We start from the raw sequence: 21899 nt of genomic DNA, 5'->3' as shown, positions 1-21899 counted from the left end.
GATATTGCCCTCAGTGTAGGTGGGAATTACCCGGGTGCAACCGGCCAAATCCCACCCCCTCTGTCTCCAACCGTACCCACTAACGGATCGGTGGGGAGTATTGCAGGCCGCCCTTCGTCCACAGCGCATTCTGGCCGCGCTCGATCTTGAGCGGCGAGCCCATGCCGACGTTGCGGTCGAAGCTCTCGCCGTAGTTACCGACCTGCTTGACGATGTTGTAGACCCACTTCTCGTCGACCCCGAGCGCCTTGCCCATGCCCGGCGTGACGCCGAGGATGCGCTTGATCGAGGGATTGTCGCTCTTCAGCATCTCGTCGACGTTCTTCGAGGAGATGCCGTGCTCCTCGGCCTCGACCATCGCGTAGAAGGCCCAGCGCACGATGTCGGCGAACTGGTTGTCGCCGTGGCGCACCACCGGCCCCAGCGGCTCCTTCGAGATGATCTCCGGCAGGATGACATAGTCGTCGATGGTCTGCGGCGGCGGCACGTTGGCGGCGCGCGTGGCGGCCAGGCTCGACGCATCGGTCGTATAGACGTCGCAGCGGCCGGAGAAGAAGGCCGAGCGGATCTCGTCGACCTTCTCGATGACGACCGGCTTGAAGGTCATCTTGTTGGCGCGGAAGTAGTCGGCGAGGTTGAGTTCGGTCGTGGTGCCGGGGGCCACGCAAACGGTGGCGCCGTTCAGCTCCTTGGCGCTCTTCACGCCGAGCTTCTTCGGCACCAGGAAGCCCTGGCCGTCATAGTAGAAGATGCTCGTGAAATCGAGGCCGAGCGCGGTGTCGCGGGTCAGCGTGTAGGTCGCATTGCCCATCACGATGTCGACTTCGCTCGACTGGACGGCGGTGAAGCGCTGCTGGGAGGTGAGGGGGACGTACCGGACCTTCTCCGAATCGCCGAAGATCGCAGCCGCGACGGCGCGGCAGACGTCGACGGAGAGACCCTTCCACTTGCCCTGGCTGTCGGCCAGCATGAAACCCGCGGTTCCGATGCCGACCCCGCAATTCACCATGCCCCGCGCCCTGACGGCATCGAGGTCCTTGCCCGCCTGGGCGGTCCCGGCGAAGCCGAGGACGGCTGCGGCCAAGCCGGCGGCTGCCGCCACGATCCTGTTTGTCATTACACCTCCCATTATAGTTGCCCCGAGAATGCCGCCTTCTTGCGGAGGCTTGCAAGCCGCAGGCCAAAATGCGGCAGGATCACCGGATCGGCGGGGCGTACAGCATGCCGCCGTCGCGCCACGGACCGTTCAGGCCGCGCGGGATCTTGAGCACCGTGCTGGGCCCGAGATTGCGGTCGAACACCTCACCATAGTTTCCGACCTGCTTGACGATGTTGTAGGCCCATTTCTCGTCGACCCCGAGCGCCTTGCCCATGCCAGGCGTCACACCCAGGATGCGTTTCAGGGTGGGATTCTCGCTTTTCAGGGCGTCGTCGACGTTGCGCGACGTGATGCCGTATTCCTCGGCCTCGATCATGGCGTAGAGCGACCAGCGCACGATGTCGGCGAATTGATTGTCGCCGTGGCGGACCGCGAGGCCCAGCGGCTCCTTGGTGATGGTGCGGGGCAGGATCGAGTAATCGCTGGGATTGGGCGCGTAGGCGGCGCGGGTCGCATAGAGGTTCGACAGGTCCGCCGTGAGCACATCGCAGCGGCCGGCAAAAAAAGCGGCGCGCAGATCGTCGAGCGTGTCCAACAGGACCGCCTTGAAGGTCATTTTGTTCAGGCGAAAGTAGTCGGCGACGTTGGCCTCGGTCGTGGTGCCGGGCTGGACACAGACCGTGGCCCCGTTGAGATCGCTCACGACGCGCTTCCCGAGCTTGCGCGGTACCATGAAGCCCTGGCCATCGTAGTAGTAGATGCCGGCAAAATCGACGCCGCCGTCCCGGCCCAGCGTGACGGTGGAGTTGGAGGCGAGGAGATCGACCTCGCCGGATTCGAGGGCCGGGAAGCGCTTCAGCGGCTCGAGCGGGATGTACTTCACCTTGTTCGCGTCCCCGAACAGGGCGGCCGCCGTGGCGCGGCACATGTCGATCGAAAGCCCGCGCCAGACTCCCTGACTGTCGGCGTGCATGAAGCCCACGAGGCCAGCGTTCACGCCGCACAGGAGTTGTCCCCGTGCCTTGACCGCGTCGAGAACCGGCCCCGCCATGACCTGCGTTGCTGCGAAAGCCCAAACGCCGACAATCACCGATAGTATGAATTTTAGCATTGTGTCCCCCGACACTTCCCCCATCCCAGACTGCCCGCATCGCAGGGACGTTTGCAACGGCCAAACGAAAACCGCCGCCCTTTCGGGCGGCGGTTCGCAATGTTGTCGTATCCGGAAGGCCTAGCGGATCGGTGGGGAATACTGCAGGCCGCCCTTCGTCCACAGCGCGTTCAGGCCGCGCTCGATCTTGAGCGGCGAGCCCATGCCGACGTTGCGGTCGAAGCTCTCGCCGTAGTTACCGACCTGCTTGACGATGTTGTAGACCCACTTCTCGTCGACCCCGAGCGCCTTGCCCATGCCCGGCGTGACGCCGAGGATGCGCTTGATCGAGGGATTGTCGCTCTTCAGCATCTCGTCGACGTTCTTCGAGGTGATGCCGGCCTCCTCGGCCTCGACCATGGCGTAGAAGGCCCAGCGCACGATGTCGGCGAACTGATTGTCGCCCTGGCGCACCGCCGGTCCCAGCGGCTCCTTCGAGATGATCTCCGGCAGGATGATGAAGTCGTCCGGCTTGGCCGGGGCGGGGGTGTTCGCGGCGCGCGTCGAATAGAGGCCCGAGGCGTCGGTCGTGTAGACGTCGCAGCGGCCGGCATAGAAGGCGGCGCGGATTTCCTCGACCTTCTCGATGACGACTGGCTTGAAGGTCATCTTGTTGGCGCGGAAATAGTCGGCGAGGTTGAGTTCGGTCGTCGTGCCCGGCTGGACGCAAACGGTCGCGCCGTTCAGTTCCTTGGCGCTCTTCACGCCGAGCTTCTTCGGCACCATGAAGCCCTGACCGTCATAGTAGTTGATGCCGGTGAACTCGAGGCCGAGGGCGGTGTCGCGGGTCAGCGTGTAGGTGGTGTTGCGCGAGAGCACGTCGACCTCGCCCGACTGCAGGGCCGTGAAGCGCTGCTGGGCCGTGGTCGGTACATATTTCACCTTCTCGGAGTCGCCGAAGAGGGCGGCCGAGACCGCGCGGCAGACATCGACGTCCAGGCCGGTCCACTTGCCCTTGTCGTCCTGCTGGGCGAAGCCCGCGACGCCCGTATTGATGCCGCAGATCAGCTGGCCGCGCGCCTTCACCGCATCGAGATCCTTGCCGGCATGCGCCGTACCGGCGACACCGACCAGACCGACGGCGACGACGCCGGCCATCATTTTCTTGAGCATTTTGTTATCCCTCGTGGTTGCCTCTGACGTTCCCGTCGGCCGCCTGCTGCGTCCGTTCAGGATCGATGACTCAATTCCTAGGCGAACGAGTAGGCGCGCGCAACGGCACCGCACATCAGGCCGTGGCCGCTCAGAGGCGGTCGGCCGCGCGTGAGGAGAAGGGGCTGGAAGACCACGGCTCGGCGCCCTGCAGGCCCTGGAAACGATTGTCGCTGCTGCCGCGGGAGCGGTCCGAGGCGCGCTTGATCTCCTGCTGCCACTGCCGATAGGAGACGAGCTGCTCGCCCACGAGCGTGCTGTTGCCGCCATGCTCGGAGATGTACGGCTGGGGGTCGACGAACTGGCCGTTCACGATCACCGAGAAGTGAAGGTGAGCGCCGGTCGACCGGCCGGTCGACCCGACATAGCCGATCAGGTCGCCCTTTCGGACGCGCGTGCCGGGGCCCATGCCGTCGGCGAAGCGCGACATGTGGGCGTACAGCGTCTCGAAATTGTCGGCGTGGCTGATCTTCACCGTGCGGCCGTAGTTGAAGTACCAGCCCTGGTGATTGATGAAGCCGTCGGCCGCCGCATAGATCGGCTCGCCGGTCTTGCCTTCGAAATCGATGCCGTTGTGGAAGCCCCCGCCGCTCTTGCGGCCGTAGTAGCGGCGCGTGCCGAACGGCGAGGACTGGCGTGCCTCCGGCCGCGGATTGGAGAGCGCCGTGCCGCCGAGCCGGCGGCCCTGGTCGTCGAACCAGCCTTCGGGCTGGTTCTGGGGAGCGAACCACCAGAAGGACTGCTTCGCCGCGCCGTCGCCGAGGCTCGCGACGAGGATCCGCGGCGTGCCGTCCATGGTACGTCCCTGGACGACGTCGATCCGGGCGGCGGCCGGTGCGAAGCCGGAGAGCGCCTGGGTCAGTTCCTTGAGCGCGGCCGGATTGGCACCGGTCGGGGCGAGGCTGGTCGCCAGGGTGGCGCTGCTCGCCTTCACGGTCTTGACCGAATCGGCCACCACGGTGCGGGCGCCCGGGCCGGCATTCGGCGGCGCCGAGCCGGGCAGGCTCGAGACGCGCTCATCGTCGTCCTCGGTCGCGCCGGGCGCGAGCCTGAAGCCGAACGAACCGTCGGCGCCGCGGGAGAGATCGACGGCCAGCGACTTGTTCGAATAGAGCTGGAGGGAAACCAGCCGCTTGGGCTGGCCGGCGCCCTGCGGCGCGAGCACCGCGCGGCCGGAACTGGCGGCCTTGACCTCGGGCTGGCTCAGCGCCTTGCCGACGGCGTCGGCAGCTGCCTGGGCGTCGGTGGGATCGACGCGGAGGCTGACGAGCTGCTGGGCAACCGAGCTGTCGGCCCCGATGGAAAAGGACTGGACGTCTTCGCTGGGAACCGGGGCGGGGGCGGACCTGGCTGCGGGCTTCTTGAGCTGGTTCTTGGGCGGGGCCTTCACCTGGGCCATCGCGCCGACGGCGCAAAACATCGAGGATACTGCAAGGGTCGCTGCCATGAGGCTGCGGACGGTTCGCCAGCTATGGGCGCGTTGGAAACGCGTCATGTTGGACGTCATCGATCGGCCGCTCCCGTTCCATTGAACGCTACGAATTGACAGTTGGGGCGACTAGCGATCCATCGACCTCCCCCGGTCGATGCCCCCCGCGTGCCCCGCTCGGCGGCACTTTGGCCACGGAGTATCCACAAGTCCAACAAAAAGTTGCAAAAATGCAACACCCGTGAAAGACACCCAACATGTTGAAATTGCTAGGATTTCAGCCTCAAGGCGTCTTGCGGTCTTTAAAAGTCACAGGGGGCAACCTTTCCGATTTTGCTGCAGTGCGAAGAATCGGATAGCGCGCAAGCAGGCCGGCGGCCTCGGCCATTTCCTCGACGTCGTTGAACATCGGCACGCCGGCTCGCTCCATGGTGGCGAACCATTCCGCCCGGCCCGGGAGGGTTCCCATCATGCTGTGCATCACGGGAACAGGCGCCGTCGTCGCCAGTTCCGCCAGCCGGGCGATCACGGGTTGGGCGTCGACCATGAACGGCACGACATGGATCATCAGGAGCATGTCGTAGGTTTGCGCCGCGTGGGTCATCGCGGCCTCGAAGGCGAGCCCGAAACGGTCCTCCCGTGCGTCCGCCAGCAGATCGATCGGGTTGGCCACCGACGCCTCGGCCGGCAGTTGCTGGCGCAGCACATCGGCCATCGCGTGCGGCAGGGCGGCCAGGTCGAGCCCCTCCAGCGCGGCCTGGTCGGCGCAGAGCACGCCGGGGCCGCCGGAGTTCGACAGGATCAGCGCCCGCGACCCGAGGCCCTGCGGGAAGCGCCCGAATGCCTTGGCGGCGACCAGCAGCCGGCGCAGGGTCTTCACCCGGACGATGCCGCAGGAGGTGCAGAAGGCGTCGATCGCGGCATCGTCGTTGGCGACCGCCCCGGTATGGGCATTGGCCGCCTGGCCGCCGATTTCGGTGCGACCGCCGAACAGGGCGATCACCGGCTTGCGGGCCACGACCTTCCGCGCGACCTCGCGGAAGCGCTCGTGGTCGTCGATCGACTCGACGTAGAGCAGCGCCGCCCCGATCTCCGGCCGTTCGCCCAGCCAGCCCAGGTAGTCCTCCACGCCGAGATGGACGGCGTTGCCGACCGACACGACCGAGGTAAGCGGCAGCTCCCGCGCGTTGGCCTTGTCGATGAACTCCTCCGCCAGCGCGCCGGATTGCGAGATGAAGGCGAGGCCGTTTGTTGCTCCGGCCGTCGTGCCGGGCGGCAGGTCGCGCAGGAAAGTGGCGGCGAAGCGCCGGGCCGGATCGAGATGGACGATGCCGGCGCAGTTCGGTCCGGCGATGGTCAGTCCGCGCTCGGCCGCGAGTTTCAGCAGCGCGTCGTTGCGCGCCATGCCGGCGGGGCCCGCTTCGGCAAAGCCGCCGGGCAGGATCAGCAGGTTGCGGATGCCGCGGTCGGCCGCCTGCCCGACTGCCTCGAGGATGGCATCGGGGCGGATCACGATCACCGCGAGGTCGACCGCGGGGTCGATGCCGGCGATCGAGGTCACCGATTCGTAACCGAAGATCGTTCCGCCCTTGGGATTGACCGGCACGACCCTTCCGCCATAACCGGCCTGACGAAGCATCTGCATGACCGCGCCACCGGAGGAGGTGGCCCGTTCACCGGCCCCCACGATGGCGATGCTGTCGGGGGCGAAGAACGGCGTGAGGTCGCGGGCGGGTGCTGGCATGTCGCGTTGGTTGCAGCACAGGCGTGAAGGGAGAACAAGATGGCCGATCCGATCGAGATCCTTGTCCAGGGCCGGGCCCACGATCTGGGCGGCGGCTTCGCGGTCCGCCGCGTCCTCCCCAGCGTGAAGCGGCGCATGGTGGGCCCGTTCATCTTCCTCGACCATTTCGGGCCGATGGACGTGCCGCCGGGCGGCGGCATGGAAGTGCGACCGCATCCGCATATCGGTCTGGCCACGGTCACGTACCTGTTCGATGGCGGCATCTACCATCGCGACAGCCTGGGCTATTCGCAGGCGATCCGGCCGGGCGACGTCAACTGGATGACGGCCGGCAGCGGCATCGTCCACAGCGAGCGGACCGAACCCGAGATGCGGGCGACCGGCTTCCGCATGCACGGCGTCCAGACCTGGGTGGCGCTGCCCAGGACGCACGAGGAGACCGCACCCGCCTTCGAGCATGTCGAGAAGGCCCGGCTGCCGGCCTGGACGGAAGGGGGCGCCTCGCTGCGTCTCATCGTCGGCACCTATGCCGGCCGCACGGCGCCCACCACCCACTTCTCGCCGATCTTCTATGTCGGCGTGGAGATGACCGCCGGCGCCGCGTTGGCCATCACCCCCGACCACGAGGAGCGCGCGATCTACGTCGCCGAAGGCATGATCGTCGTCGGCGAGAGCCAGTTCGGCGTGGGTGACCTCGCGGTCCTGGCGCCCGGCCAGACAGTCGAGATGCTGGCCGGCCCGGACGGCGCCAAGGTGATGCTGCTGGGCGGTGCCACGATCGATGGCCCGCGCCACATCTGGTGGAACTTCGTCTCGTCGAGCAAGGAGCGCATCGAGAAGGCCAAGGAAGACTGGCGCGAGAAGCGCTTCGCCATGGTGGCAGGAGACCCCGAGTTCATCCCGCTGCCGGACCGGTAAGTCACTCCGTCGTCTCGACCGAAGCGCCGAAGGCGCGAAGCGGAGAGACCTTCGCCCCACCAAAAGCTGACAGATCGTGGAGAGAAGATCTCTCCACTCCGCGCTGCGCGCTCCGGTCGAGATGTCGGAGCTTGTGAAGCTACTTCTTCTCGACGTTCCAGAACACCGTGACGGGCGACTCGATGTTGCCCGTCACGCTCTTGCGCCGGGCCATGGGCTGCAGGAACTGGCCGAGCGGCACCGTGACGCCGCCTTCCAGGATGCGCTTCTGCACCTGCTCGGCGATCTCGAACTGCTTCTTTGGATCTCCCTCGCCGACGAAGGCCAGGCGCAGCCTCTCGATCTCCTCGTCGAGCGGCCAGCCGAACTGGGCGCGGTCGCCGCTCGCCTCGGCATAGTGGTTGTTGACCGGGTCGATCAGCAGCACCGCGGCCGCGGCCGTCATGGCGATGTTCCAGCCGCCATCGGCCACCGGCACCTTCTTGGCCCGCCGGGCGACCAGGGTCTGCCAGTCCATCGACTGCATGTCGACCTTGAAGCCGCCGCGCTCCAGCAGCGTCTTGGCGACCGGCGCGAGGTTGGTCAGGACGGCGAGGTCGGTCGACTGCAGCAGCACGATCGGCGTGCCGTCATAGCCGGCCTCCTTCAGGATCTTCTTCGACTCCTCGAAGCGCGATTCGAGAATCCCGTCGGTGCCGGCCGCGTTCTCGAGCGGCGTGCCGCAGCCGAACATGGCCTTGCAGACCTTGTAGTACCGCGGATCGCCGATGACGGCCTGCAGGAAGTCCTTCTGGTTCAGCGCGACCATCGCGGCGCGACGGTAGCGCACGTCGTTGAAGGGCGGCTGCTTCCAGTTGAAGCGCAGGATGTAGGTCGAACCCAGCTGGTCGGGAATGACGATCTCGACGTTCTTGTCCTTCTCGATGACCGGCAGCAGGTCGTGCGAGGGCTGTTCGATCATGTCGATCTCGCCCTGCTGCAATGCGTTGATCGCGGTCTGCGTATCGGGGATCGAGACCCATTCGACCCGGTCGACCTTGGCCACCTTGCCGCCGGCGAGGCCCGAGGGCGGCTCGGCGCGCGGCTTGTAGTCGGGATTGCGCAGATACACGACCTTCTCGCCGGGCTTCCATTCGTCCTTCTTGAAGATGAAGGGGCCCGAGCCCGTCGTGTCGGAGATCTGCTGGGTGACCGGCGTCTCGGCGACCCGCCTGGGCATGATGAAGGGCGGAATGGAAGAGGTCTTGGCCAGCGTCTTCAGCATCATGCCATAGGGCTTGTTCAGCACGATCTGGAAGGTCCGGTCGTCGAGCGCCTTCATTTCCCGGGTCTGCTTGGCCAGCAGGCCACCCAGCGTGTCCTTGTCGGTGAAGCGCTTGATCGATGGCAGCACGTCCGCCGTCGTCACCGGCTGCCCGTCATGCCACTTCAGCCCGTCGCGCAGCTTGAACGTCCAGGTGAGCTGGTCGTCGCTCACCGTCCAGCTCTCGACCATCTGCGGCCGCGCTTCGAGCTTGGCGTCGAGCGCGAACAGCGTGTCGTAGATCAGATAGCCGTGATTGCGGACGATGTAGGCCGTCGTCCAGACCGGATCGATGATCTTGAGATCCGACTGCATGACGACTTTCAGCGTCTTGCTCGGTTGAGCCTGGGTTTGGGCATTGGCGGGCGCTGCAGCGAGCAGCGCGACGGCGGCGAACAAGGCACGACGCAGCATGAAGGACTCCCTCAATTGGATGCCGGGGGACTCCAGCTCGCTTCCTCGTCGAGCGGATAGACGGGCCTCGGCAGCTTGGTCCAGGTGAAGTTCGCCAGCACCGGCGACGTCAGGCCCGGACAATCGACTTCGTAGATCTGCTCCGGCTTGAAGAACTCGTCGAAGCCGCCGCGGAAGTGGCCGCGGCTCTTCACGACCACCGTGCGGGCCTGTGCAATGTCCAGGCCGAACATCTCGAACTGGCGCGGATCCATGCACTGGCAGCGGATGCTGATGACGACGATGAGGATGCCGCCAAGGTCGAGCAGCGCCGACGGCCCCATGTCGGCGGAGACGTTCCGAAGGACGCCGCGTCGGCCGACGAACTGGCCGTCCGACAGCTTCACCACCTTCGCTTCGCAATCGAAGGGCAGGGAAAATTCCTGGTGCTCCGCGGTGTTGAAGGAGGCGTTGAAGATCGCCCCTTCGCCCAGCTCGTGCGCCCGGGCCGCGAGCGCCGCGTCGTTGAACACGCCGAAATAGACGCCCTGGGCTCTTGCCGCCTTGAGTGCGCGCAACAGGTAGGTGGTGTTGCCGCGCCCGCCGCCGCCGGGGTTGTCGGCGACGTCGGCCAGGATGATCGGCTTGCGGCGCTTGTCGCGGCCGATGGCGGTGGCGAGCTGCACCGCATCGGCGAGCGTCATCATCTCCCGCTTGAAGCGCTCCCGCGTCTTCCAGGCGCGCTGGGCGATGTCGAGCGCCAGGTCGGCCGCCGCCTGTCGATTGCCGTTGCGCGCCGTGACGACGGCGGTGAGGCCGTTCTTGGGACTGTCGCTGTAGGCGAAGCCCGCCATCACCGAGACGTTGAGGATGTCGCCACCGACCTTCGTCTGGCCGTACTTGATCAGGTCGGCATAGGGGCCCTTTGCGGTCAGCAGCGCGATCTGCGGCGGCACCAGCGGGATCTTGACCATCTCGACCGCGGTGCGCGTGCCGGCCAGCAGTTCGCGCATGTGCTTCGCGGCCTCGACGCCGCGTTCGTAGATGTCGATGTGCGGGTTCTCGAGATAGCCGACGAAGACGCTGAGATTGTCGGTCATGCGGCGCGAGACGTTGGCGTGCAGGTCGAACACCGAGACGATCGGCACGTCGGGCCCCGCGACGCGGCGCAGCACCTCGAACAGGTCGCCGTCGGGATCGTCCGTGCCCTCGGCCAGCGCCGCCCCGTGGCAGGAGACGAAGATCGCATCGACCGGCAGGACGGATTTCAGGCCGGCCTCGATCTCCGCGAGAAAGGCCTTGAAGAACTGCTCCTCAACCGGTCCGCCGGGCTGCGCCAGCGACACGCGCAGCGGCACCGGAGTCCAGTTGCCGGTACGATCCATCTCGTCGAAGAAGCCCGGCAGGTCGGGCATGGTGATCGACTTGCCCGAGCGCGCCTCGCTCACGATGCGATTGCCGCGGATGTCGACATCGTGCTCGAAGTCCTCCGCCGTCGTCACCGGCGCGAACCGGTTGCACTCGATGGCGAAGCCGAGCACGGCGATACGCGGATTGTCCTGGGACACAAAAACCTCCTACCGCTGTCGCGCGAGGAACGCGCCGACCAGCGCGTTGAACCTAGCGGCCTGCTCGAAATAGGGCGAGTGCCCGGCATCGGCAATCGTCTGCGATTCGCCGCAAGGCAGGCTTGTCGCGATGGCGCTTGCCAGGAAGGGCGGGAAGACCACGTCCTCAGCCCCGGCGATCAACAAGGTCGGCACGCGGAACGCCTTCAATCCGGCGAGCGTGCGCGTCGCGGTGCGGCGCAGGCCGGCGCGCAGCTTCTCCTTGTCGAGCGTACCCGCCATCTCGTCGATGCTGCGATAGAGGAGATGCAGCGCGGGGAAGCGTTCGGCGGCGCGTTCGCCCATCGCGGGATGAATGCCGCGCGCCAGGCCGGTCGCGATCGCGGCCTCGGCCGCCGCGAGCCAGGCGTCGTACGCCGTTCCGCCGGATGGATCGCAGCCGCGCCGGTCGAGCGTGCCCGAGGTTGAACTCAGCACCAGCGCCTTCACGCGGTCCGGGTGGGCCAGCGCGTATTCCAGCATCGTCCAGCCGCCCATCGACTGGGCGACGAGGCGCACGTCGGCGAGCCCGAGATGATCGATCAGGGCGGCGAGGTCATCGGGATAATCCGCAGGATCGACTCCGTTTGCGACCGGATCGGAAGGCGCGAAGCCGCGATGGGCGAAGGTCACGCAGGTATAGCGGGGCGCGAAGTGCGCCACCTGCTGCCACCAGCTCAGGTGATTGCCGCCCAGCCCGTGTGCGAACACCAGCGCAGGTCCGCTGCCGCAGACTTCGTAGTAGAGATTGCCGAACGGGCGCTTCAACCGACCGACGGTGCGGGACGGCGCGGCGTAGGAACTCATGCGAAGCCTCTCCTCTCAGAAGAGGATCAACCTAGAGCCCACGATGCCGAGCGGCCAGCGTCCCGCCGCGAACAGACGAAACTTGCTTTCGAAGAGCGAGCCTTCCTCGCCGGCGAGCCGCGCGACGGCGAGCTGATAGACCGCCTGCGACGCCGCACCGGCCGCGACATGGATCGACGCCCGGGCCGCGTCGCCCATGCGCCCGGCCGCGGTGGCCGCCTTGCCATGGACCAGCTCGCCGGCCTCGGTGGTGAGTTCGGTGAGCGCCGTCCATAGTGCGTGCTTCGGATAGCGCGCTTCCGCGCGACCGAGCAGCTCCCGCCGCACCGCCTCCTCGCGATCCCACCAGACCGGCGACCAGTCCGGCGCCTTCAGCAACGTCTCGGCTTCCGGCCAGTCGTGCGCGACATCGGTGCCGGGATCGGCCAGCCCAAGTGCCGTGGCATAGGACGCGGCATCGGCACGATCGCCGTCGGTCAACGGTTCGCCGAGTGCCGCGAACCACGAGGCCGCACGGACCTCCGCCTTCACCCGATCCAGAACCGTCCGGGGCAGGGCGACGATCTCTGTCACTAGAGTTTTCCCAGTTTGAGTTGAACGATCCACCTCATCCTGAGGAGGCGCGAAGGGCCGTCTCGAAGGATGGGCCCCAGACGTGGTGCGCGTGCCCACCCTTCGAGACGCGCTCCTTGCGGAGCGCTCCTCAGGGTGAGGTCGTTGTTTGGATGTTCGGCTTGATTCAAGCTCGCCCGGAAAGACCGCAACCCCGCATGTCGTCCGTCAACCGAAGGGTGAGAGCGCTCACTGCGCATTCTCCTTTAGCTATCGACGACCTCGCGATCACGCCGCCTGCCGCACCTCCGGCAAGGTGAGGCCGTACTTGGCGGTGACCTCGGAGGCGCGCTTCATGAAATCGGCGCGCATCTCGTCGTTGGTCCGCTGCTTGATGTTCCACTTGCGGAAGATCTCGTTGTTGCGCGACTTCGAGCCGCCGAAGAAGGAAGGTAGGTAAGGGAAGTACTCGTCGATGGCAGCCTGCAGCGAGGCCTTGCCCTCGGGCGTCCTGATCAGCTCGGCGGTGAAGTCCTCGCCGAACTGCGCGTGGAAGCGTTCCTCCGGCATGGTCGCGCGGGCGAGGTTGCGCAGCGGATGGAAGGTGCAGTGGAGCAGGTCCTCGACCTGCAGGATCTCGGCCAGGTCGGCCAGCAGCTTGATGGCGACGAACTCCTGCCAGTTCTTCAGCGGGAACTCGAAGATCGAGAGCGGACGCTTGCCGGTGCCGGGGATCATGCGCTCCTCCGGGATGCCCATCTGCACGCCGAGCTGCTTGAAGCGGACATGATGGCCATACTCCTCCATGGCGACCCGGCAGGTCAGCCACTTGGCGTAGGGCGTCGGCGCATAGGCGATGGCGGGTTCGTCGAACACCTGGGCGCCATAGAGTTCGTTGATGGCATGGCTGATGACGAGCTTAGCCACGGCCTCGCGATATTCCTCCGGCGCGTCCTTCAGTTCGTCGACGGTCTTGACGATGATGCTCTCGGTCATGGTCGCTCTCCTCAGACCAGGGGTTCGGTATTGAACGCTTCGAGATCGGTCGTGAGATCGGTGAACTGGCCGCCGAGCTTGCCGACGATGTCCTGTGCGAGCGTGCCCGGCGCACCGGCTTCGAGGCGCGCGACCGGCCGCGGTTGGCCGAACAGGAAGACCTCGCGGCCGCGGACGCCCAGCAGCTGGCCGGTGATGGGCTTGCCGGCCGGCGAGCAGAGCGCCGTCACAAGATCGGCGACGTGGTGCGCGCCGATCTTCAGCGCGCGCTCCTTGTAGGTCTTCTGCGCCTCGTTGGCGGGCTGGATGATGTCGGTGACGCGCGTGCGCGCGAACGGCGCCACCGCATTGGCCGTGATCTGCGCCCGCGCGAGATCCATCGCCGTGACCCTCGTCAGGCCGAACAGGCCCGCCTTGGCGCTGGCATAGGCCGCCTGGCCGAGATTGCCGTAGAGCCCGGCCGAGGAGACGATGTTGACGATGCGGCCCCAGTCGTAGCCGTCTTTTCCGCCGCGGCCCGACTTGCCCTGGTCGCGCATGACGCCCGAGGCGGCGTTGATCAGGTAGAAGGCCGAGGAGAGGTTGGTACGGATCACCGCGTCCCAGTCGGCGGGATCGGCGCGGAACACGAAGGCGTCGCGCAGGATGGCGGCATTGTTCACCACGATGTCGATGCCGCCGAAGGTCTTCACCGCCAGGTCGACGAGCTGCTTCGCCACGCCGGGCGAGGCGACGCTTTCGGTGAAGGCCAGCGCGTTCTTCGCACCTGCCTTGCCGTTCAGCTCCTCGACCGCCGTGCGCGCCACCTCGGGATCTCCGCCATCGCCCGAGATCGAGGCACCGTTGTCGGCCACGATGACCTTGGCGCCCTCGGCCACCAGCTGCTCGGCGATGGCGCGGCCGATGCCGCGGCCGGCGCCGGTGACGATGGCCACCCGTCCCTGCAGAAGACCGCTCATTGTTCCGCTCCCGTTTTCTTTCCTGCGTTTGCCATTTCCGCCGCCGTGTAGAAGGCGTCGGCATGGATATCGACGCGCCGCATGCCGCGTTGTTCCAGCAGCAGGGTCGCGGCTTCGACCATGACGGGCGGGCCGGCGAGATAGGCCTTGCAGCCATCGACCTCGTCGAAGTCCTGCGCGACGGCCTCGTGCACCAGACCCTGCCGCCGGCTCGAATCGCCGCCTTCGCTCAGCACCGGAATGAAGTGCAGGTTCTTGTGCTTTTCGGCCAGCGCCGCGAAGTGGTCGTGCAGGTAGAGATCGCGTTCGCTGCGGACGCCGAAATAGAAGTAGATGTGCTGCGGCAGTGCCTTCTGCAGCGCGCGCTCGACGACGGACTTGATCGGCGCCATGCCGGAGCCGCCGGCCACGGCGATGATCGGACCGCGATGACTCTCGCGCAGGTAGGAGGGGCCGAACGGTCCCTCGACCCTCACGCTGTCGCCGACCTTGAGTTTCTCGGCGACATGGGCCGAGGTCGCGCCGCCCGCGGTGCGGCGGATATGGAATTCGAGGATCGGGTCGCCGGGCACGTTGGCCATCGAATAGTCGCGCGGCGGGCAGCCCTCGAAGGTCACCGAGGCGAACTGGCCGGCCGAGAAGTCGAAGGGCCCGCCGGAGACGATCTCCAGTCGCACGCGCTTGATGTCGTGCGTGGCGTCATCGAGGGAAACGACTCTGCAGGAGAGGAGGCGGCGCGGATGGACGATCAGGTCGTCCTCCTCCAGCCAGGCGACCTCGCTTTCGTCCCACGGCACGGCGCGGCAGGCGAGGATAAGCCCGCGTTCCTTCTCCTCGTCGGAGAGCGCGAACTCGGAATAGCCTTCCATCGTCACCTCGCCCTTCTCGAGATGCGACTTGCAGGCGCCGCAGTTCCCCGACTGGCAGCCGAACGGATAGGAGATGCCGGCATCGAGCGCGGCTTCCAGGATGGTGGCACCGGTCGGCACGTCGATGGTGCGGTCGGCGGAGGCGATGCGAACCTTGAAGCTCATCTGCTGCTGCGGCAAATTTGTTTGCTCCCCAAACAATCTGCGTCTACCACTCCGGCGATGGGCCGTCCACCTGCCAAGCCCCCGTCCACGGCGCGATCCCCTTCGCTCGACCGCGGCCTGCTGCCGTCGCTGATGGGCTATGCGCTGCGCCGCGCCCAGTCCGCCGTCTTCGCCGATTTTGCCGCGACCTTCGCCAAGGCGGGCGAGGCGCTGACGCCGGGTGAGTTCGGCCTGCTGGTGCTGGTCGACCGCAACGAGGGGCTGAGCCAGATGGCACTGGCGCGCGCGCTGGGCATTGATCGCTCGACCCTGGTGCCGATCCTCGACCGGCTGCAGGCGCGCGATCTTCTGGTGCGCCGGCCCTCGCCGACAGACGGGCGCACCCACGCGTTGGCGCTGACGTCCGCCGGCGCGAAGGCGCTGGCCCGGTTCGGCAGACTGGTGCGCGCCCATGAGAAGCGGATTGCCTCGGGCCTTTCGGCCTCCGAAACGCGGACTCTGATCGAGCTCCTGGGAAAGGTGCGGGCGTCGGCGCGTTCGCTATAGTCCGCCACCATGAGCTCAGCCCATCCAGACTTCCAGAACGCCGCCAAGGATTTCGTCCACGATTCGGAGATGCTCGAGATCCTGCGCGCCAATCCGCCCGAGGCGTTGAAGACGCTGAACGGCGAACTGCTCGATATCGACTCGACGCGCGGCTATGCGCGGTTCCGTTTCGAGGTCGTGCCGGCCTTCTGCCATTCGCAGGGTCGCATCTGCCAGGGCGGGTTCCTGACCGGCATGGTCGATACCGCGATGGCCAATGCCGCCATCGTGAAGGGCAAGTTGGGCGTCGCCGTGCCGACGCTCGAACTCAAGATCAGCTTCTTCGAGGCGATGGGGCCGGGCATCGTCTATGCCGAGGGCCGCGTGATGCGCTGGGGCGGCTCGGTCGGGTTCCTCGACGGCGACCTAAAGGACGAGAAGGGCCGCCTGATCGTCCACTCGACCTCGACGATCAAGATCGTGCGCCCGAAGGCGAAGGCTTAATTTAGGACCCGTCGTCTCGACCGTAGCGCGCAGCGCGGAGTGGAGAGACCTTCTCTCCGCAATTTGCCGGCCTATTGTAGAAAGAAGGTCTCTCCGCTCCGCACCTTCGGTGCTCCGGTCGAGACGACGGCTCTTTTGAACTACCCGAACCGCTCGTTCCAGTGCTCGGCGATCTGGCGGCGGGTGGCGAACCAGGCGCCGCCCTTCTGCTTCATGTGGCTGACGATGCGATCCAGAGCAGCGATGCGGCCGGGGCGGCCGATCATGCGCAGGTGCAGGCCGATCGACATCATCTTCGGGAAGCGCTCACCCTCGGCCCACAGCGTGTCGAAGGCGTCGGTCGTGTAGTCGGCAAAGTCGCGCGCCGAGACGAAGCGATGGAAGCCCTGGTGATAGTGCATGTCGTTGGTGTCGAAGCTGTAGGGCAGCACCAGGTGCCGCTTGCCCGCGACCTCGACGTGGAAGGGCAGGTCGTCGGAATAGTCGTCGCTGTCGTAGAGGAAGCCGCCTTCCTCGACGAGCAGACGCCGCGTGTTGGGCGAGGGCGTGGAGCGGGTGTGCCAGCCGACGGGGCGCGTGCCGGCGATCTCGGTCAGCGCCTTGACGGTGCGGGCGATGATCTCGCGCTCCTTCGCCTCCTCCATGTGGGCGTGCTTCTCCCAGCGCCAGCCATGGCAGGAGATCTCGTGGCCGCGCGCCACCGCGTCGTGGATCAGCCAGGGCGACAGTTCGGCCGCGAGGCCACAGGTGCTGACGGTGGCCGGAACGCCCAGCCGCTCAAGCGAATCGGCGATGCGCCACCAGGCGGCCTTGGTGCCGTACTCGAAGTGCGATTCCATGCACCGGTCGGGAACGCCCACGACCTCGTCGGTGACCTCGTAGACCTTCTCGTTGTGGGCGTCGCCCGCCGACAACGACATCTCCGCGCCTTCCTCGAAGTTGATGACGAAGGAGACGGCGACCCGTGCCCCGCCGGGCCATTGCGGATCGGGCGGCGTGCGGCCGTAGCCCTTGAGGTCGCGCATCGCGGTCACGAGTCCCGGTGGCCGATCACGTCGGCGAGGGGACCTGCGAGGCCCTTGGAATCCTTGGCGGCGGGACGGCGGTAGGTTCCCTGCGTCGCCTTGCGCGGATTGAGGCGCACCAGCCCCTCGGCCATCGTCACCGCGGCCTGGATGCCGTCGACCAGGGGCACCGGCACCCTGTCGCGGATCGTGTTGGCGAGGCCCGCCAGCGGCGCGCCGGCCAAGATGACGACGTCGGCGCCGTCGTTCTTCACCGTGGCCAGCGCGAGGTCGATCAGGACCTGTTCCTTCTCGTGCTGGACGTCGTCGATCGAGCGGAAGCCTTCGTCGGGCGTGCGGATGGCGGCGCAGCGGCCGGACATGCCGTGCCACTCCACGATCTCGGCGAACCACGGTTCGAGCGCCTTGGCAAAGCTCACGATCGCGAATTTGCGCCCGAGCGTGCAGGCGACCAGCATCGCCGCTTCCGCCATGCCGACGACCGGAAAGTCGAACAGCTCGCGCGCGCCGCCGAGGCCCGGGTCGCCGAAGGCCGCGACGATGGCGGCATCGAAGGTGCCGCGCCGCTCGGCCAGCATCTCCAGCATCATGGCGCTGCCGATGGCCGCCTCGGCGCGCGTGGCGATGTAGGGCACGCCGCGGGGCGCGGTCATGGGCAGCAGCTCGGTGCCGGGACTGGCGACGAGTTTGCCGGAAGCCACGAGACGGTCGGTCACGCCGGTCGAGGTGTTGGGATTGGCGACGAGGATCTTCATTGGGGCTTTCTCAGAAGTCGGCGAGCTTGCGCAGGCCCACGAGACGGTCGCCGATCACCAGCGCCACGATGGCCAGCAGCACGAGGCCGGCGGAGATGGCGGCGATGGTCGGATCGGGCCGCTCCTCGACATACTGCAACATCTGGATGGGCAGCGTCTTGGTCCAGGCATCGGTGAAGAACATCGAGATCGGATAGTTGTCCATCGAGGCCAGGAACGCGAACATGCCCGAGGTCAGGAAGGCCGGTGCGAGCGTCGGCACCAGCACCCGCATGAGCGCCGCCGGGTACGAGCATCCCAGGGTGCGGGCGGCGTCGATCAGCGAGAAGTCGAACAGCGAGAGGGCGCCAACGACCGTGCGCACGATGTAGGGGAGCGTGATGACGACATGCGCGACCAGCAGGCTGGCATAGACGTCGCGCAGCCCCATCGCCTTGAAGCCCTGCAGCATGGCGATGCCGATCACGAGGCCCGGCAGCATCAGCGGCGAGACGAGGAAGGTCGAGATCGTCTCCCGGCCGGGAAAGCGCCCGCGCACGAGGGCGATGGCGCACAGGGTGCCCAGCACCATGGCGACGGCGGTGGAGACGGCGGCGATCTGCAGCGAGACCACAAGCGCGGGCAGCAGGCCGCGCATGCCGGCCAGGCGTTCGTACCAGCGCAGCGACCAGTCCGGCGGCGGCAGGGTGAAGACCGTCGAGGAGCCGAACGAAACGGCGATGGTGACCACGAGCGGGGTCATCAGGAAGACGACGGTGAAGCCCGCGATGGCCCAGACGAAATACTGCGTGGCGCGCTCGATCGCGGTCATGCCTGGCTGCCTCCGATGCGGCGCGCCAGCCAGGTCGAGCCCACGACGATCGACACGGCCAGCACCAGCAGGATGACGGCGGTGGTCGAGCCGAGCTGTTCGTTGCGCATCAGCAGGAAGGAGCGGCCCGTCAGGGTGGCGAGCGTCTGGAAGCGGTCGCCGATCAGCAACGAGGGGATGACGAACATCGACACGCTCATCGAGAAGACGAAGGCCACGCCCGAGACGATGCCCGGCAGGGTGAGCGGCAGGGTGACGTGGGTGAAGCGGTAGAGCGGCGTGGCGCCCAGCGTCGCGCCGGCCTCGCTGAGGCGCGGATCGATCAGCTTCACCACCGAGTAGATCGGCAGGATCATGAAGGGCAGGAAGATGTTGGCGGCGCCCAGCACCAGCCCGGTCTCGGTGAAGAGTAGCCGCTGCGGCTCGTCCCAGAGGCCGAGCCCGACGAGAGTCTGAGAGACGATGCCGTCGCGGCGCAGCACGATCTGCCAAGCGAAGGCCTTGACGACGGCGCCGACCGAGAGCGGCAGGATGATCGAGACCAGCATCACGATCTGCAGGACCGCGCCGGCCCGCGCCAGGGCGAAAGCGGCGGGATAGCCGATCGCGAAGCAGACGACCGTCACCCAGGCGGCGACCCGCAAGGTGTTGCCGACGACCCGCCAGTTGAAGGGATCGCCCAGGAAGGAAACGTAGGGCTGGAGCGTGAGTCCGCCTGGTCCCGTCAGGCTCTTCATGAAGAGCCAGAGGAGAGGGAAAGCGTAGACGACGAGCAGATAAAGGACCGCCGGCGCCGCGAGCAGGGCGACGGGATCCCGCCAGGGCGAGGGTGCGCTCTTGGTCGTCATGGCGCCGGGTAGATCAGCGTGTCGGCGACGGCCCAGCCCAACCGCATCTCGGTGCCGGGGGGCGGCAATCCATCGGAGAGATCCGCCGTCTCGACCATGAGGTGATCGCCGTCCTTTGCCTCGAAATGAAGCTGGATCTTCGAGCCCTGGAAGACCGCGTCGCGCAGGCGGGCGACCAGCGCGTAGTCACCGGGCGCGTTCACCTTGATGCGTTCGGGCCGCACCGCGAGCACGACGGAGGCGCCGACCACGAAGCTGCCGGGCGCGCGCAGCGGGCCGAAGGCGGTATCGACGGTGACGTGGCCGTACTCCTGGCTCACGACCGTGCCGGTGAGGCGCGAGGAGAGGCCCACGAACTCGAGCACGAAGGCGGTCGCGGGCGAGCGGTAGATCGCGGCCGGCACGGCAAGCTGCTCGATCGCGCCCTTGTTCATCACCGCGATGCGGTCGGACATGGTGAGCGCCTCGTCCTGGTCGTGCGTCACGAAGACGGCGGTGATGCCGAGCTCGCGCAGCAGGCGCCGCAGCTCGATCTGCATGTTTTCGCGCAGCTTGCGGTCGAGGGCGGAGAAGGGCTCGTCGAGCAGCAGCAGCTTGGGCTTCACCGCGAGCGCACGCGCCACCGCGACCCGCTGCTGCTGGCCGCCCGACAAAGCGCGCACGGAGCGGTCCGCGAAGTCGGTCAGATGGACCAGCGACAGGAAGCGCCGCACCGTCGGGCCAATCTCGCCCGCGGGGTGCTTCCGCGCCTTCAGGCCGAAGGCGATGTTCTCGGCGACGGTCAGGTGGGGGAAGAGCGCGTAGTTCTGGAAGACGACACCGACGTCGCGCCGGTGCGGCGGCCGCGATCCGATCTCCTCGCCGTCGAGCCGGATGGCGCCGCGGTCGGCCGCCAGCAGGCCGGCGACGATGCGCAGCAGGGTGGTCTTGCCGCAGCCCGAGGGGCCCAGCAGAGAGATGAACTCGCCGGCGGCGACTTTTAGGTCGACGCCGCCCAGCACGGTGACGCCGCCGAAGGCCTTTGCGGCACCGGCGACGTCCAGGAAGGAATCGGAGGTCACGGGCGGCTGCGCGACTACATCGCCATGTCGCGGTCCCAGCGCTTCACCCAGTCGGCGCGATTGTCGGCCACGAACTTCCAGTCGATACCGAACATGGTCGCATTGGTCGGCGCACCGGCCGGCACGGGTGTGTCCTTGTTGGTCGGCAGCGAATAGGTGGCGGCCGAGAGCTTGGCCTGGACCTCCGGCCCGATCATCTCGTTGATGTAGCCGGCGGCCAGTTCGGGCTGCGGCCCGCCCTTCACCAGGGCGACGCCCGACGGCATGGCGAAGATGCCTTCCTTCGGCACGGCGATCTCGACCGGCGCGCCGGCCGCTTTGCGCTCCAGCGCCACCTGCGAGATCGCGCTGGAGATCATGAAGCCCTCGCCCTGTTCCAGCAGATTGTAGGCCTGCGGCATCTGCGTGTAGGCCGTCAGCAGGTTGGGCTTGATGGTCACCAGCTTCTTGAAGCCGGCATCGATGTCCTTCTGCGCCTCGGGCATCGGCTTCCCGGTGGCGAGGAAGGCCGCCATGAAGAGATTGGCGAGGCCTTCCGTGTTCTGCAGCGACGGCAGGATCACGCGACCCTTGTACTTCGGGTCGTAGGCGTCGGCCCACGAGGTCGGCGCCGTCTTCATGGCCTTGGGATTGTAGGCGATGCCCAGCCAGGGCTGGAGGTAATTGCACCACATCCCGTCCATGTGGACGGTGCCCGGCTTCAGCATGGCGATGTTGGGGACCTTGGCGGCGGTCAGCGGATCGAGCAGTCCCTCGGCGACGGCCGGGATCATGACTGGATCGTCCATCATGACGACCGACAGATACTGCTTGTCCTTGTTCTTCTGCATCTTCTCGAGGTTGACCAGGGAGCGCGAGCCCTCGAACACGACCTTGCAGGAGAACTTCTTCTCGACCACGGGCGCGATGATGGTCTCGACGAAGCCCTTGTGGCTGGCGGCGCCGCCGACGACCAGTTCCTTTCCCTGGGCGCGCAGGATGCGCGGCGCGGCGAGCGCCGCGGTGGCGGCGCCTGCGGCAGCGAGCACGGTGCGGCGGTTGAGGACGGCGATCTTTGACTTGTTCATAGGCAATTCCCCCTGATCGAGGACGGGGGACGCAAGGACCGTGCCGATGGACGGGTCTGGCATGCGGCGTTTCGCCATTCGCCCCTCCGTACGGGAACTAACCGAGTCGTTCGGTCGTTCTGGACCCGTGTCGGGAAGCCGGCGGCATCCGGAAGCCGGA

At 67.0% G+C, this 21899-nt stretch carries 21 protein-coding genes; 3 read left to right on the top strand and 18 right to left on the bottom strand.

Annotation, left to right across the window (positions count from 1 at the left end; all coding sequences use genetic code 11):
- Window positions 1-79: 79 nt before the first annotated feature.
- From Q0Q48_RS17435 to Q0Q48_RS17415, 5 genes are all read right to left on the bottom strand, one after another.
- Complete coding sequence (locus Q0Q48_RS17435) at window positions 80-1117, bottom strand: amino acid ABC transporter substrate-binding protein (RefSeq protein WP_295140111.1); 1038 nt, start codon at window positions 1115-1117, stop codon at window positions 80-82.
- Between the two features lie 79 nt (window positions 1118-1196).
- Window positions 1197-2150 carry an amino acid ABC transporter substrate-binding protein gene (locus Q0Q48_RS17430; RefSeq protein WP_295140110.1) on the bottom strand — a complete coding sequence of 318 codons (954 nt, stop codon included), beginning with the start codon at window positions 2148-2150 and terminating at the stop codon, window positions 1197-1199.
- Window positions 2151-2330: 180 nt separating this feature from the next.
- On the bottom strand, window positions 2331-3362 hold the full coding sequence (locus Q0Q48_RS17425; RefSeq protein ID WP_295140109.1) for an amino acid ABC transporter substrate-binding protein: 1032 nt from the start codon (window positions 3360-3362) through the stop codon (window positions 2331-2333).
- A gap of 130 nt (window positions 3363-3492) precedes the next feature.
- On the bottom strand, window positions 3493-4821 hold the full coding sequence (locus Q0Q48_RS17420) for a M23 family metallopeptidase (protein ID WP_295140107.1): 1329 nt from the start codon (window positions 4819-4821) through the stop codon (window positions 3493-3495).
- A 292-nt stretch (window positions 4822-5113) separates the two neighbouring features.
- Complete coding sequence (locus tag Q0Q48_RS17415) at window positions 5114-6574, bottom strand: CoA-binding protein (protein ID WP_295140106.1); 1461 nt, start codon at window positions 6572-6574, stop codon at window positions 5114-5116.
- 39 nt (window positions 6575-6613) lie between these two features.
- Here Q0Q48_RS17415 and Q0Q48_RS17410 point away from each other — a divergent pair, with 39 nt between their 5' ends.
- Window positions 6614-7492 carry a pirin family protein gene (locus Q0Q48_RS17410; RefSeq protein WP_295140104.1) on the top strand — a complete coding sequence of 293 codons (879 nt, stop codon included), beginning with the start codon at window positions 6614-6616 and terminating at the stop codon, window positions 7490-7492.
- Between the two features lie 139 nt (window positions 7493-7631).
- Here Q0Q48_RS17410 and Q0Q48_RS17405 read toward each other — a convergent pair whose 3' ends face one another.
- The 7 genes from Q0Q48_RS17405 to Q0Q48_RS17375 form a co-directional block, all read right to left on the bottom strand.
- Window positions 7632-9209 carry an ABC transporter substrate-binding protein gene (locus Q0Q48_RS17405; RefSeq protein WP_295140102.1) on the bottom strand — a complete coding sequence of 526 codons (1578 nt, stop codon included), beginning with the start codon at window positions 9207-9209 and terminating at the stop codon, window positions 7632-7634.
- 11 nt (window positions 9210-9220) lie between these two features.
- Window positions 9221-10756 (bottom strand): M81 family metallopeptidase, encoded by a 1536-nt coding sequence (locus Q0Q48_RS17400; RefSeq protein WP_295140101.1) that lies wholly within the window; start codon window positions 10754-10756, stop codon window positions 9221-9223.
- Between the two features lie 9 nt (window positions 10757-10765).
- Window positions 10766-11602: an alpha/beta hydrolase gene (locus Q0Q48_RS17395; RefSeq protein ID WP_295140100.1), complete on the bottom strand. Its 837-nt coding sequence runs from the start codon at window positions 11600-11602 to the stop codon at window positions 10766-10768.
- Between the two features lie 15 nt (window positions 11603-11617).
- Window positions 11618-12175: a hypothetical protein gene (locus Q0Q48_RS17390; RefSeq protein ID WP_295140099.1), complete on the bottom strand. Its 558-nt coding sequence runs from the start codon at window positions 12173-12175 to the stop codon at window positions 11618-11620.
- A 267-nt stretch (window positions 12176-12442) separates the two neighbouring features.
- On the bottom strand, window positions 12443-13150 hold the full coding sequence (locus Q0Q48_RS17385) for a Phenylacetic acid catabolic protein (protein WP_295140098.1): 708 nt from the start codon (window positions 13148-13150) through the stop codon (window positions 12443-12445).
- 11 nt (window positions 13151-13161) lie between these two features.
- A complete protein-coding gene (locus Q0Q48_RS17380) occupies window positions 13162-14109 on the bottom strand; it encodes an SDR family NAD(P)-dependent oxidoreductase (protein ID WP_295140097.1) in 948 nt (315 codons plus the stop codon).
- Window positions 14106-15143: a 2Fe-2S iron-sulfur cluster-binding protein gene (locus Q0Q48_RS17375; protein WP_295140096.1), complete on the bottom strand. Its 1038-nt coding sequence runs from the start codon at window positions 15141-15143 to the stop codon at window positions 14106-14108. Before Q0Q48_RS17375 ends, Q0Q48_RS17380 begins: the two co-directional genes overlap by 4 nt.
- Window positions 15144-15200: 57 nt before the next feature.
- Here Q0Q48_RS17375 and Q0Q48_RS17370 point away from each other — a divergent pair, with 57 nt between their 5' ends.
- Window positions 15201-15689, top strand: a complete 489-nt coding sequence (locus tag Q0Q48_RS17370; protein WP_295140095.1) for a MarR family transcriptional regulator — start codon at window positions 15201-15203, stop codon at window positions 15687-15689.
- 9 nt (window positions 15690-15698) lie between these two features.
- Window positions 15699-16172 (top strand): PaaI family thioesterase, encoded by a 474-nt coding sequence (locus tag Q0Q48_RS17365; protein WP_295140094.1) that lies wholly within the window; start codon window positions 15699-15701, stop codon window positions 16170-16172.
- Between the two features lie 140 nt (window positions 16173-16312).
- Here Q0Q48_RS17365 and Q0Q48_RS17360 read toward each other — a convergent pair whose 3' ends face one another.
- From Q0Q48_RS17360 to Q0Q48_RS17335, 6 genes are read right to left on the bottom strand one after another with little or no spacing between them, the layout of a single operon-like run.
- The gene (locus Q0Q48_RS17360; protein ID WP_295140093.1) at window positions 16313-17197 is read right to left on the bottom strand and encodes a polysaccharide deacetylase family protein; all 885 of its coding nucleotides are present in this window, start codon (window positions 17195-17197) and stop codon (window positions 16313-16315) included.
- Window positions 17198-17202: 5 nt separating this feature from the next.
- The gene (locus tag Q0Q48_RS17355) at window positions 17203-17952 is read right to left on the bottom strand and encodes an aspartate/glutamate racemase family protein (RefSeq protein WP_295140092.1); all 750 of its coding nucleotides are present in this window, start codon (window positions 17950-17952) and stop codon (window positions 17203-17205) included.
- A 10-nt stretch (window positions 17953-17962) separates the two neighbouring features.
- Complete coding sequence (locus tag Q0Q48_RS17350; protein WP_295140090.1) at window positions 17963-18763, bottom strand: ABC transporter permease; 801 nt, start codon at window positions 18761-18763, stop codon at window positions 17963-17965.
- Window positions 18760-19611 carry an ABC transporter permease gene (locus tag Q0Q48_RS17345; protein WP_295140089.1) on the bottom strand — a complete coding sequence of 284 codons (852 nt, stop codon included), beginning with the start codon at window positions 19609-19611 and terminating at the stop codon, window positions 18760-18762. The genes Q0Q48_RS17350 and Q0Q48_RS17345 overlap by 4 nt, the downstream gene beginning before the upstream one ends.
- The gene (locus Q0Q48_RS17340; RefSeq protein WP_295140087.1) at window positions 19608-20672 is read right to left on the bottom strand and encodes an ABC transporter ATP-binding protein; all 1065 of its coding nucleotides are present in this window, start codon (window positions 20670-20672) and stop codon (window positions 19608-19610) included. The genes Q0Q48_RS17345 and Q0Q48_RS17340 overlap by 4 nt, the downstream gene beginning before the upstream one ends.
- Before the next feature lie 14 nt (window positions 20673-20686).
- Window positions 20687-21739, bottom strand: a complete 1053-nt coding sequence (locus Q0Q48_RS17335; RefSeq protein ID WP_295140085.1) for an ABC transporter substrate-binding protein — start codon at window positions 21737-21739, stop codon at window positions 20687-20689.
- Window positions 21740-21899 lie beyond the last annotated feature (160 nt).

It is taken from the genome of uncultured Reyranella sp. (assembly GCF_945957355.1).
Taxonomy (GTDB): domain Bacteria; phylum Pseudomonadota; class Alphaproteobacteria; order Reyranellales; family Reyranellaceae; genus Reyranella.
The sequence above is the reverse complement of the archived record's forward strand: the minus strand, read 5'-3'. Positions and strand labels throughout refer to the sequence as shown.

Bases quoted from the DNA above. Each gene is read 5' to 3' on its own strand.
- Q0Q48_RS17435 (WP_295140111.1), bottom strand. From the start codon at position 1,117: ATGACAAACAGGATCGTGGCGGCAGCCGCCGGCTTGGCCGCAGCCGTC.
- Q0Q48_RS17430 (WP_295140110.1), bottom strand. From the start codon at position 2,150: ATGGCGGGGCCGGTTCTCGACGCGGTCAAGGCACGGGGACAACTCCTG.
- Q0Q48_RS17425 (WP_295140109.1), bottom strand. From the start codon at position 3,362: ATGCTCAAGAAAATGATGGCCGGCGTCGTCGCCGTCGGTCTGGTCGGT.
- Q0Q48_RS17420 (WP_295140107.1), bottom strand. From the start codon at position 4,821: ATGTTTTGCGCCGTCGGCGCGATGGCCCAGGTGAAGGCCCCGCCCAAG.
- Q0Q48_RS17415 (WP_295140106.1), bottom strand. From the start codon at position 6,574: ATGCCAGCACCCGCCCGCGACCTCACGCCGTTCTTCGCCCCCGACAGC.
- Q0Q48_RS17410 (WP_295140104.1), top strand. From the start codon at position 6,614: ATGGCCGATCCGATCGAGATCCTTGTCCAGGGCCGGGCCCACGATCTG.
- Q0Q48_RS17405 (WP_295140102.1), bottom strand. From the start codon at position 9,209: ATGCTGCGTCGTGCCTTGTTCGCCGCCGTCGCGCTGCTCGCTGCAGCG.
- Q0Q48_RS17395 (WP_295140100.1), bottom strand. From the start codon at position 11,602: ATGAGTTCCTACGCCGCGCCGTCCCGCACCGTCGGTCGGTTGAAGCGC.
- Q0Q48_RS17385 (WP_295140098.1), bottom strand. From the start codon at position 13,150: ATGACCGAGAGCATCATCGTCAAGACCGTCGACGAACTGAAGGACGCG.
- Q0Q48_RS17380 (WP_295140097.1), bottom strand. From the start codon at position 14,109: ATGAGCGGTCTTCTGCAGGGACGGGTGGCCATCGTCACCGGCGCCGGC.
- Q0Q48_RS17375 (WP_295140096.1), bottom strand. From the start codon at position 15,143: ATGAGCTTCAAGGTTCGCATCGCCTCCGCCGACCGCACCATCGACGTG.
- Q0Q48_RS17370 (WP_295140095.1), top strand. From the start codon at position 15,201: ATGGGCCGTCCACCTGCCAAGCCCCCGTCCACGGCGCGATCCCCTTCG.
- Q0Q48_RS17365 (WP_295140094.1), top strand. From the start codon at position 15,699: ATGAGCTCAGCCCATCCAGACTTCCAGAACGCCGCCAAGGATTTCGTC.
- Q0Q48_RS17360 (WP_295140093.1), bottom strand. From the start codon at position 17,197: ATGCGCGACCTCAAGGGCTACGGCCGCACGCCGCCCGATCCGCAATGG.
- Q0Q48_RS17355 (WP_295140092.1), bottom strand. From the start codon at position 17,952: ATGAAGATCCTCGTCGCCAATCCCAACACCTCGACCGGCGTGACCGAC.
- Q0Q48_RS17350 (WP_295140090.1), bottom strand. From the start codon at position 18,763: ATGACCGCGATCGAGCGCGCCACGCAGTATTTCGTCTGGGCCATCGCG.
- Q0Q48_RS17345 (WP_295140089.1), bottom strand. From the start codon at position 19,611: ATGACGACCAAGAGCGCACCCTCGCCCTGGCGGGATCCCGTCGCCCTG.
- Q0Q48_RS17335 (WP_295140085.1), bottom strand. From the start codon at position 21,739: ATGAACAAGTCAAAGATCGCCGTCCTCAACCGCCGCACCGTGCTCGCT.